Annotated in this window: 11 protein-coding genes and 3 pseudogenes; 7 read left to right on the top strand and 7 right to left on the bottom strand. The window is 56.1% G+C overall.

The features are described from left to right. Window positions 1-73: 73 nt before the first annotated feature. The gene (locus K5D32_RS23640; RefSeq protein ID WP_221602021.1) at window positions 74-700 is read right to left on the bottom strand and encodes a Yip1 family protein; all 627 of its coding nucleotides are present in this window, start codon (window positions 698-700) and stop codon (window positions 74-76) included. A 220-nt stretch (window positions 701-920) separates the two neighbouring features. On the opposite strand from K5D32_RS23640, the gene K5D32_RS23635 reads away from it, so the two are divergent. Continuing rightward, complete coding sequence (locus tag K5D32_RS23635; RefSeq protein WP_221577692.1) at window positions 921-1160, top strand: PLD nuclease N-terminal domain-containing protein; 240 nt, start codon at window positions 921-923, stop codon at window positions 1158-1160. Window positions 1161-1168: 8 nt separating this feature from the next. Here the strand turns inward: K5D32_RS23635 and K5D32_RS23630 are convergent. Then, a pseudogene (locus tag K5D32_RS23630) lies at window positions 1169-1372 on the bottom strand (alpha/beta hydrolase); the annotation flags it as partial. A gap of 244 nt (window positions 1373-1616) precedes the next feature. On the opposite strand from K5D32_RS23630, the gene K5D32_RS23625 reads away from it, so the two are divergent. Beyond that, the gene (locus K5D32_RS23625; protein ID WP_260407515.1) at window positions 1617-1790 is read left to right on the top strand and encodes a hypothetical protein; all 174 of its coding nucleotides are present in this window, start codon (window positions 1617-1619) and stop codon (window positions 1788-1790) included. Between the two features lie 229 nt (window positions 1791-2019). Here K5D32_RS23625 and K5D32_RS26075 read toward each other — a convergent pair whose 3' ends face one another. Further along, the gene (locus tag K5D32_RS26075; RefSeq protein WP_260407514.1) at window positions 2020-2211 is read right to left on the bottom strand and encodes a hypothetical protein; all 192 of its coding nucleotides are present in this window, start codon (window positions 2209-2211) and stop codon (window positions 2020-2022) included. Window positions 2212-2440: 229 nt separating this feature from the next. On the opposite strand from K5D32_RS26075, the gene cysC reads away from it, so the two are divergent. Beyond that, the gene (gene cysC / locus K5D32_RS23620; RefSeq protein WP_221577694.1) at window positions 2441-3040 is read left to right on the top strand and encodes an adenylyl-sulfate kinase; all 600 of its coding nucleotides are present in this window, start codon (window positions 2441-2443) and stop codon (window positions 3038-3040) included. Here cysC and K5D32_RS23615 read toward each other — a convergent pair. After that, window positions 3024-3809, bottom strand: coding sequence for a sulfite exporter TauE/SafE family protein (locus K5D32_RS23615; RefSeq protein ID WP_221577695.1), 786 nt, complete (start codon window positions 3807-3809; stop codon window positions 3024-3026). The two genes, cysC and K5D32_RS23615, sit on opposite strands and share 17 nt — an antisense overlap. A 102-nt stretch (window positions 3810-3911) precedes the next feature. Next, window positions 3912-5723 carry a bifunctional diguanylate cyclase/phosphodiesterase gene (locus K5D32_RS23610; protein WP_221577696.1) on the bottom strand — a complete coding sequence of 604 codons (1812 nt, stop codon included), beginning with the start codon at window positions 5721-5723 and terminating at the stop codon, window positions 3912-3914. A 285-nt stretch (window positions 5724-6008) separates the two neighbouring features. Between K5D32_RS23610 and K5D32_RS26425 the strand changes: the two are divergent. Together K5D32_RS26425 and K5D32_RS26420 are read left to right on the top strand one after the other, a co-directional pair. After that, window positions 6009-6098 (top strand): annotated as a pseudogene (locus K5D32_RS26425) (general stress protein); the annotation flags it as partial. Window positions 6099-6101: 3 nt separating this feature from the next. After that, window positions 6102-6251, top strand: a pseudogene (locus K5D32_RS26420) (general stress protein); the annotation flags it as partial. A 129-nt stretch (window positions 6252-6380) separates the two neighbouring features. On the opposite strand, the gene K5D32_RS23600 reads toward K5D32_RS26420, so the two are convergent. Both K5D32_RS23600 and K5D32_RS23595 read right to left on the bottom strand, forming a co-directional pair. Next, window positions 6381-6884 (bottom strand): GAF domain-containing protein, encoded by a 504-nt coding sequence (locus K5D32_RS23600; protein ID WP_221577698.1) that lies wholly within the window; start codon window positions 6882-6884, stop codon window positions 6381-6383. 189 nt (window positions 6885-7073) lie between these two features. Then, entirely contained in the window at window positions 7074-7718 is a 645-nt protein-coding gene (locus K5D32_RS23595; protein ID WP_221577699.1) for a hydrolase, read from the bottom strand. 161 nt (window positions 7719-7879) lie between these two features. Here K5D32_RS23595 and K5D32_RS23590 point away from each other — a divergent pair, with 161 nt between their 5' ends. Together K5D32_RS23590 and K5D32_RS23585 are read left to right on the top strand one after the other, a co-directional pair. Then, window positions 7880-8764 carry a LysR family transcriptional regulator gene (locus K5D32_RS23590; protein ID WP_221577700.1) on the top strand — a complete coding sequence of 295 codons (885 nt, stop codon included), beginning with the start codon at window positions 7880-7882 and terminating at the stop codon, window positions 8762-8764. 133 nt (window positions 8765-8897) lie between these two features. Next, on the top strand, window positions 8898-9695 hold the full coding sequence (locus K5D32_RS23585) for a hypothetical protein (RefSeq protein WP_221602019.1): 798 nt from the start codon (window positions 8898-8900) through the stop codon (window positions 9693-9695). Window positions 9696-9783: the final 88 nt, after the last annotated feature.

Below are 9783 nucleotides of genomic sequence, written 5' to 3'. Positions count from 1 at the left end.
AGACTTCGACACGGCCAAGCTTTTTAGCGAAAAATACCGGCTAAAAGCTTGACCGTGAACAGAGTATCTACGCTCAATCCTGCACTTCTCCCAGCGAATGGCGCACATACTCCGGCGTCAGGCCGTTGTACCAAAGCAGAATCGTCGATACCAGAATCGTGACCAGCACCAGCAGCCCTACCGCCCAGACCGCTGCGGCGTAGAGCGGAGCCTTGCCTTCTGGCAGGCGCATGAAAGGGGCTATGCCCACGAACAGCAGCGCCGTCGAATAGATTGAAGCAAGCCCCAGCACCAGAATGGCCAGCCAGCGACTGGGATACAGGCCTGCAATACCCGCCAGGAAAAAGGGTGTCGTGGTGTAGGTGGCAAAGCCGATGCTCTGGTTGAGGGTCGGTCGGGCTTCAAAGGTTCGAGACATCCAGCGAATGAAGCTTCCCATAATCAGCGTCCCGATCAGAAAAGCCACGTAGAGCAACGCACAGAGCTGCAATGCGCTCTTGGTGCTGAGTTTCACGTTTTCACCTTCAGCCAGGCTCCAGCCGACCTGAGTGGTGCCTATGTACAGGCAGACGACCGGTATCAGCGCCAGCAGTATCAAGTGGGGCAGGTAGTGCCGGGGTTCCTGGTCCTCCTTGTGCCGGATGGTTCGCCAGGCGTCTCTGGGCTGGATGAAAAGTTTGACGATCAATGGCGCGTTCATGGCGAATCCCTCTCAGTGTCTGCCCGCAACTTTCCCTGTTTCCTGCGAGCCCCCATCGACTTTACTGGCTGATGCCTGAAGGGTTTCGACCCATGGGACGGTCGGAGCCATGAACGCATTGAGTTTTCCTACTTCTCTGAACTTTCTGGCCTGTCGGGACCTCTTCTATTTCAAGGGCGCCTGTTCGGTGGCCTCTGTTCAAACAGGTGGGAGGTTTCAAATGCCTTGGATATCTGAAAGTGGTTTATGGCTCTTTACGGCATTGGTCGCACTCATTGTGCTGGCCGATATCTGGGCTGTCCTGCGGGTGCGTAAGAGCGATACGTCCTCCAGCAACAAATTGATGTGGTTCATCGTGATCGTTGCCGTGCCAGTGATCGGTGTGCTGTTGTGGGTACTGACCGGGCCTCGGCATATCTCCAAACCTGCGAACCCGGCTCAGGAAGCCAGCAAGTATTGATGCCGGCTTCAGGAATACTTCGCCGAATGGTGAGGGTCATTGACCAACCGTGCGCCGATGACCATTTCGCTGATCCAGTTCGTCAGCATTGAGCTGTAAATGCTCTGGCTGATGTCACTGCTCAGCGCATGGTCGGCGCCATCCACCAGCCGATAAGTCAGTGAATGGGCACGCTTGAAGGCGCTGCGATAGCTCATCAGCGTGGGAGATGGATTGGTTTTCAACGATTATCTCGATGCTTTCACTGCGCACCACCTCGGCTTTGTTGTTGCTCTTGGCCCCGGCTGATGTGCGCGTTCCCGAGCCTCCCTTGCGCTCGCCACCACCGGAGTGGATAAAACGCCGTTTTCTGCAATTCTTCTGCAATGCAGGGATGTTTATATCCTCGCCATCACGAATCCGTTATGGAGAAAACGCATGTCGATAATTGCAAAGTGGGCGTAGCAGGTTGTTGCCTTGTTTCTGCTCGGCTGGATGGCGACCGTTGTGGGGCAATGGAGCAGCACGATTGTCAGCGGTTCAGGAAGTGATCGTCTGGCACAGTTGAGCGAGAGCGTTTTGCTGAATGGCGGCGTGAGTGGCAAATCGGTTGCGGTTCAGGAAAGCGCATTTGCCAGTCAGGGTGAATAGAGCTTCTTACAGGCAAAAAAATGGCCCACAACACGGCGGGCCAAATGGGATTCATCAAAGGAGTGATGTGAATGTACAGAGCCAAACGTGAAGAGGATGTGAAATGAATGTTGGCAAAACGAGAACGGATTTTTAGGTAGGCGATGCACGGAAAATAGCGGGTTCGATGCAGCAAAAGCAGGCCCCCCGGAGTTTATCCGTCAAGCACCGGAGGGCTGGTGAGAGGGTGTCAGGTTGCAGCAGCTCGTTCCGGCGTTGCTCGTCTGGCAGAGCGTGGGAGGGGGTGAGGCGCATCAATGCGCGATTTCATTCGCTCGGCGAACTCCCTGGCTTCTTGCCAGCTCCGGCAGGTCACTGGGTAATCGTCCAGTTTCACTACCCAGTTTGCCCCGTGATTACCTTCTTCAATTCGGATAAGCATTGTACGCATCTCCATTTTGTAAGGTGAGCAGATGCCGAGTCACCGGCACGGAAAGTTGACGCACGAAATCCTGCGCCGAAAATGCCGATTGGGCTACAAAAAATTACATATCCCGATGAGCGTGTTTCATCTCCCTTGATCGGGATCAACTTGTTGATAACATCCAGCGGCAAGGGTGCCGGAAACGGTACTGTTCTGGACCGGGTAAATCACAAGGACAGGTCTGATAATGGCCAATGAAAGCCAGCCGCATATCCATCGCCAGACGCTCAGCATCACCCGCCAGGGCAGAGAACGTCTCAATGGCCATACCGGGCAGGTCATCTGGTTGACCGGCCTGTCGGGCTCCGGCAAATCGACCCTGGCCAATGCCCTGGAGCAGGTTCTGCATGCCGAGGGCAAACGGACTTACGTGCTCGATGGCGACAACGTTCGTCAGGGATTGAACCGGGACCTTGGGTTCAGCGACACAGACCGGGTGGAAAACATTCGCCGGGTAGCCGAAGTGGCCCGCTTGATGATGGATGCCGGGCTCATCGTGATTACTGCGTTTATCTCGCCCTTTCGCCGTGAGCGGGAAATGGCCCGGCAGGTGATTGGTGAGGACGACTTCACAGAGGTTTATGTGAGCACGCCAATCCAGGTGTGCGAAGAACGTGACCCCAAGGGGCTGTACAAGAAGGCCCGCAGCGGGCTGATCCCGAACATGACCGGTATCGATAGCGTCTATGAAGCACCGCACAGTGCCACTGTGACGATCGATACCTCCGAGCTTACGGTGCCAGAAGCCGTCAGCCGCGTTCTGGCCTCGATCAGAACGCCAGCTTGAAGCCGATCATTCCCAGCATGATTGCCAGGAAGGGCCGCAGCAGTTCATCGGATACGCGCCCGGCCATGTGGCTGCCCAGGTAAATGCCGGGCAATGAGCCCATCAACAGCCAGGCCAGCAACTCCCAGTTCATATTGCCCATGCTGGCATGCCCGAGGCCTGCGACCAGCGTAAGGGGAACGGCATGCGCGATTTCCGTGCCCACCAGGCGCCGGGTGGCCAGCAAGGGATAAAGAATGAACAGCGCCACTGTGCCCAGTGCGCCAGCGCCAATGGACGTCAAGGCCACCATGGTGCCAAGGATCAGCCCGGTCACCACCGTCAGAACGTTCAGTTTAGAGCCGCTGAAGAACGAAACTCCGTCGCCGCGACTGTGGGCAAAGGCCAGGAGTTTTTTCTTGAACAGTACGGCCATGGCCGTCAGAAGAAGGACGATGCCAAGCGCCTGCTTGATGATTGCATTCAGGGCATCAGGCGCCGAGTCCAGAGTGCTCAGAAACCATAACGTCATCAACACAGCCGGTACGCTGCCCAGGGTCAGCCAGCCGGTGATCTTCCAGTCGATGTTGTCGTTCTTTTTATGAACCAGCACGCCACCGGACTTGGTGATCGCAGCATAGAGCAGGTCTGTGCCCACGGCGGTCGCCGGATTGATGCCGAACCAGAGCAGAATGGGCGTCATCAATGAACCCCCACCTACGCCTGTCATCCCGACAATGAAACCGACCACCAAACCCGCTACTACAAAACCCAGACCGCCGACGTCCATATATGACCCTGTAAGACCTGTTGTCAGGTAAAAACCGGCGGGCAGCATAACGATTTATGTTCTGAGCGGTTATGAATATGTAATCTAAGGTTATAACCTTTTTTACAGGATCCGGATTTCAGGCACGGCTTCTGTGCCAATTTGCATGACCTGACTGGGTTGCAACCAGTTCAGCAGAGCGTCTGCTTCCATGGGTCTGGCAATCAGATAGCCTTGCCCTTCATCGCAGCCCCATTGCTTGACCAGTTTACGGGCGGCCTCTGTCTCGATACCTTCGGCCACCACGCAATAGCCCAGCTTCTTGGCCAGGCCGATCAAGGCTTTGACCAGGCGCTGGTCCGCCTCTTCAACGTTGAGGTTGCGCATCAGTGACTGGTCAATCTTCACGGTTGTGGCAGGTAACTGCCGCAGGTAGTTCCAGTTGCTGTAGCCCGTGCCGAAGTCATCGATGGCGATATGCATGCCCAGTTCGCGTAAGCGTTCCAGTTGGCTGCGGACTTCTGTCGGGTTCTGCATCAACGCGCTTTCGGTGAATTCCAGCTCGAAGAGTGAAGGAGAAATGTCATGTTTTTTCAGCAGCCAGATCACCCGGTCAGTGAACACTGGCCCTGTCAGGTCGTCAGGCGTCACGTTGATTGCTACACGGATATCGAAACCTTTGCGCTGCCAGCTGGCAGCCTGTTCAACGGCCGTCTGTAACACCCACAGGCTCAGGGGACGCATGAGCGCGGTCTTTTCAGCCAGGGGAATGAACTCGGCAGGCCCGATGGGCCCCAGTGTCGGATGAACCCAGCGCAGCAGCGCCTCGACCGATGTGCACTCACCTGAGGCCAGTTCTACGCGTGGCTGGTAAACCAGGCGCAACTGATCGTGGGCATGCACGGCACTGGTCAGTGAGCCCAGAAGCTGGAACGAGCGTTGTTGGGTCGCGTCCATGTGCGGTTCGTACAAGGCCCAGCCAACCTGACGGGCGCGGGCATCGTCGGCGGCACTGATGACCAGGCGCACCCAGTCCTGCTCCTCTGCCTGACCACCCTGCAGAGGCACAATCCCAAGGCCGACCTGCAACTGCACCGGAATGCCGTGGCATATCACGGGAGACTGGAGGTCTTCGAGAATGGCGCGATAGATCGATTCATCCGGCATATCGCCCGGCAACTGAAAACCGAAGCGTGTCGGGCTCACCTTATACAGCGGGCAGCTTGACGGGAGCATTGCCTGCAGACGGTTTCTCATCGCCACGATCAGATCCTGAGCGAAGTTGTAGCCCAGTGCCTTGACGATATCGTTGAGGAATTCGGGAGTGATCATGTCGACGGCTACCAGGCGCATCTCTTTACCGGCTTTGAGCGTCAGAAGAATGTCTTCTTCAAGGCGCAGGCGGTTGTAGAGTCCGGTGGTCTGATCGACGAAGCAACTGCGGCGCAGATCGACGATACGTTTCATCACCAGCCCGGCCAGACGCTTGAGCATCAACGCCTCACGCTCGCTCATGGCTTCGCGAGGTACGGTGTCGATCACGCAGAGCGTGCCCAGGCCAAGACCGTCGTCGGTAATCAGCGGTGAGCCAGCGTAGTAACGAATGCCCGGCTCACCGGTGACCAGGCCGTTGTCCTTGAAGCGTTCATCGAGGGTTGCGTCGACAACCTCCAGTGAACAGTCCGAGAGAATCGCATAGGCGCAGAACGAGACATCACGTGGCGTTTCCTGGGCCTTCAGACCAACCCGTGCGCGGAACCACTGTCGATGTTCGTCGACGATGGAAATCAGCACGATAGGGGCCTGGAAGAACTCGGCGGTCATCGCCACGATCTCCTCGAAGACCTCATCCACCGTGTTTTCAAGTACGCACAGTTCGGTAATACGTAACAAACGTTGCGTTTCGTTCAGCGGAAGGGGGGCGCCGGTGCTCATAAAACTCTCGAATCAGCAGGGTGGTGACTAATTGCCACTACGCAGGGTCACTCTATCAGACACTGGTGCCACTGTTTTGATCACCGAGTAACAAGGTTTTCCGAAGAAAAATATTTTTACCTCCCCTAAGCCTCCACGCCTTGAGAACCGTGGCCTGTAGCCATTGGGCGCAGTGCATACCACTCGTCGAAGAGAAGCGACTTTCAGGGATCGACAGGTTTTCCCTTCCCTCTCAATAAATACGACACGCACTAAAGCGGTCGATGAACCCCGGAGGATAGGGAGATGGCTAGCACTGGAGAGAACAATCCCGGCAATTTCGCCAATGACACTGAGCGTGCATCCAAAGCCGGTAAAAAAGGTGGTCAGGTATCGGGCGGCAACTTCGCCAATGACCCTCACCGGGCATCCGAAGCCGGCAAGAAAGGAGGCCAGGCTTCCGGCGGCAATTTTGCCAGGGATTCTGAAAAAGCCTCTGAGGCGGGCAAAAAGGGTGGGAAGAACGGTAATAAAAGCATTGATGAATAAAAATTGAAGACCGGGCAGGACGCGGGATGGTTTTTCTTGCGCGTTATAGGCCGTCGTTAATTCGTCTTGACCCGTCGCGAGCAAGCCTGCTCGCGACGGTGTCATGAAGATATTGGGGCCACAACGTCCTTAACAGCTCATCTCCACCTGACCTTCCAGCAACTGCTCATGGGCATACAGCGTGCTGCCCAGCAATGTGCAGAAGACCTTCAGGGTATCGACAGTCTCCGGATTGCCAAGCTTGGCCGGCAACGGATCGAGCCCGCACAAGGTGCCGAAGAACACGCCATTGGGAAAAATGATGGGCATGGAGAAGTAACTCTGGAACCCGTAAAGCTTCGGCACCGGATGGTCGGCATACACAGGATCCGTCGCCACCTCGTCGATCATTACGATATGGCGGCTGGCGCGGATCTCATTGCAGATGGTGGTTTCAATCTGAAGCTCGCTGCCGGGTTCTACACCGAACTGGAGTTCGTCGCAGACCGCGCAGGCGACCCAGTTGGTTTCGGTCACCTTGGCGATGGCAGCAAATCTCAAACCGGTCAGCCGCGTCACCAGCTTCAAGAGGCTGGATGTCGCTTCTATTTCACTGATCACGGCCAGTTCTGATGCCGTCAATGTGCTGTTCAAAATGCTGTACTCCAAGGCGTAGCGGTATATCGAGCCTGTTGATTTTCAGTGTGCCATTGCGGCTGGGCTGATCGTGACATATTTGCTCAAAGGCTTCATGGCTTATTAACGTCACGCGACAAGCTGCCACGTCAAAACGGCAAAGGCCGGCGCGTCATGAGGACGTGCCGGCCTTGTTGCAATCGGTTATCAGGAAACGGTCCGCTGCGGTGCCTTGTGTACCATGGTGTAGGCGTAGTCGACGCCCATGCCGTAAGCACCACTGTGCTCCAGAACCAGCGCCATGACGGCGTCGTAGGTTTCTTTGTGCGCCCAGTCACGCTGGTACTCGAGCAACACTTGTTGCCAGGTTACAGGAATCGCGCCGGCCTGCACCATGCGCTGTACCGACATGTCGTGAGCTTCCTTGGTCGTGCCGCCCGAGGCGTCGGTGACGATGTAGACCTCGTAGCCTTCGGCCATGGCTTCCAGCGCCGGGAACGTCAGGCAGACCTCGGTCCACAGTGCGGCAATGATCAGCTTCTTGCGGCCAGTGGCCTTGACCGCTTCCACCAGTTTCTTGTCCTCCCAGGAGTTCATCGAAGTGCGCTCGATGGGCTGCTGATCGGGGAACACACCCAGCAGCTCTGGCCAGATATAACCGCTGAAGCTTTCGGTTTCCACCGACGTCAGGATGGTCGGCACGTTGAACAGCCTGGCGGCCTTGGCCAGACCCACGGTGTTGTTCTTCAGTGTCTGGCGGTCGATCGATTGCACGCCGAAAGCCATTTGTGGCTGGTGGTCGATCAGGATCAGAGCGGAGTTGGTCGGGTTCAGCAGTTCGAGTCTGGACATGATGATTTCCTTTCAAGTTGAGTCAGTGCGAATCGTTAAAGGGTTAGCCGCTTTGCCTGTCTTGGCGTTTGCTTGCTGGCTTGGGAGTAAATTTACGGGCTGGCAGTTGTTGAGACAATTCCCTAAAATAGAGACTCATTGTTTCCATATAAGGGACAGTCATGGATCGCATCGAGTGCATGCGTACTTTTGTCGCCACGGTAAACGCCAATGGCTTTGCCGCTGCCGCTCGAGTGCTGGATGTCCCACGCTCCAAAGTCAGCAAACAGATCCAGGCACTGGAAGACACGCTGGGGGTGCAATTGCTGTTGCGCACCACGCGCAGCCTGCACCTGACCGAAGCAGGGGCCGAGTACTACGATGCCTGTCGCGAAGTGCTGGCCTCGCTGGACGAGGCCGAACAGCGGGCGCGCAGTGGTCTGGGGGAGGTGCATGGCGTGCTGCGGGTCAACGCGCCCATGTCATTCGGGTTGTGCCGGTTGGGGCCGCTGATTCCCAGGTTTCATGAACAGCATCCCAAGGTGGAGCTGCAACTGGTGTTCAGCGACCAGCAGGTCGATCCGGTCAAGGGCGGTTTCGACGTGACCATCCGTATCGCCAGTCTGGCCGACTCCTCGATGGTCGCCCGCCATCTGGCCCCGGCACCACGCATGCTGGTGGCGTCACCCGCTTATCTGGCCCGCGCAGGAACCCCGCAAGTCCCCCGCGACCTGGCTGCGCACCAATGCCTGAACTATGGCTACCTGCAAAGCGGCGTCAGTCTGCAATTGAGCAACGGCAAGGAAACCCAGAAAGTCCATGTCACCGGCCCGCTGCACGCCAACAACGGCGACCTGCTGGCGCAAGCGGCAGAGGCGGGCATGGGCATCGCGCTACTTCCCGCCTTTATTGTCGAAAAAGCCGTGGAGCAAGGACGACTTATCCCTGTGATGTGTGACTGGCAGGCTCCGCCGATTTCCATCAATGCGGTCTACCCGTCTGCTCGCCGTGTGCCACTGAAGACCCGGGCGTTTCTGGATTTTCTGGTGCATGAGTTGAGTGATTGAGTTCACACGGGGCAGACGCACGATACTGTGCAAGACGCATGAACTTGTCAGCAACTAAAAACTTGCTTGTTGAAAGCCTGGAACTGAACATGCGCACCGGCATTAAGCCATTATCGAGATAAGGGAGTTGTACATGCGCACCGTTTCGCTGTTTCTGGGGTGGATCTTTGGCGTACTGCTGATCATTATGGGCCTCGCCTCGTTTAGCGGAGACGCATTCGCAGCGTTGCTGATTCTGGTCTCGGGCGTGATATGCCTTCCTGTCGTCAGAGGAAAAGTCCAGGCCAAGACAGGCAAAGTCATAAATGGCTGGGCGATAGCCAGCGTCGTTTTTGTACTGTCGATAACAGGCTCTATATTGGCCTCGAAAACACTGCAGAAAAGCATTGCCGAGAAGGGCTTTGTGTCGGCGGACGAGTACCGTGAGGCCAAGGAAAATGGCGCTACCACCAAGCAAGAGTGGGACAAGATAAAAGACGGTATCCATGCCAGGAAGGCGTTGGTAGAGGACGCGGCCAAAAAAGCAGCCCAAGCGAAAGAGCTGGCCGATAACGCCGTTGCTGAAAATGCGAAGAAAGAATCCGCAGCCAAAGAGCAGGCCGAAAAGCAGGCGAAGGACAAGGTCGATGAGAAGTGCCGGCTTGATATTAACTGCTGGGGTGAAAAGCATTTTGTGGCCGCATCGGTTTTCTGCAAGACCCCTATCGAGAAAATGGCGCAGTATGATTTCAAGTGGACCGACGGGATGCTGGAACCAAAGTTCACTCGCCAGAAGTGGGCGGACAAGGACCGTGGTGTGATTACTTACTTCGGCGACAAAATCCAGTTTCAAAATGGTTTTGGCGCGTTTCAGAACCACATGTATTCCTGTGACTACAACACCCTTACAGAACAAGTCGTGAAAGTTAATGCCCATCCCGGACGGCTGTAATCTGTAATTCCCAATGCAATAACCCGTGCAATAGCGCAAAACACAAAGCCTGCCCTGTGCAGGTTTTGTGAGTCCCTTTCAACGTATC

It is taken from the genome of Pseudomonas cichorii (genome assembly GCF_019719005.1).
In the GTDB taxonomy this organism is placed as follows: domain Bacteria; phylum Pseudomonadota; class Gammaproteobacteria; order Pseudomonadales; family Pseudomonadaceae; genus Aquipseudomonas; species Aquipseudomonas cichorii_E.
This window is presented reverse-complemented; position numbering and strand designations above follow the sequence as displayed.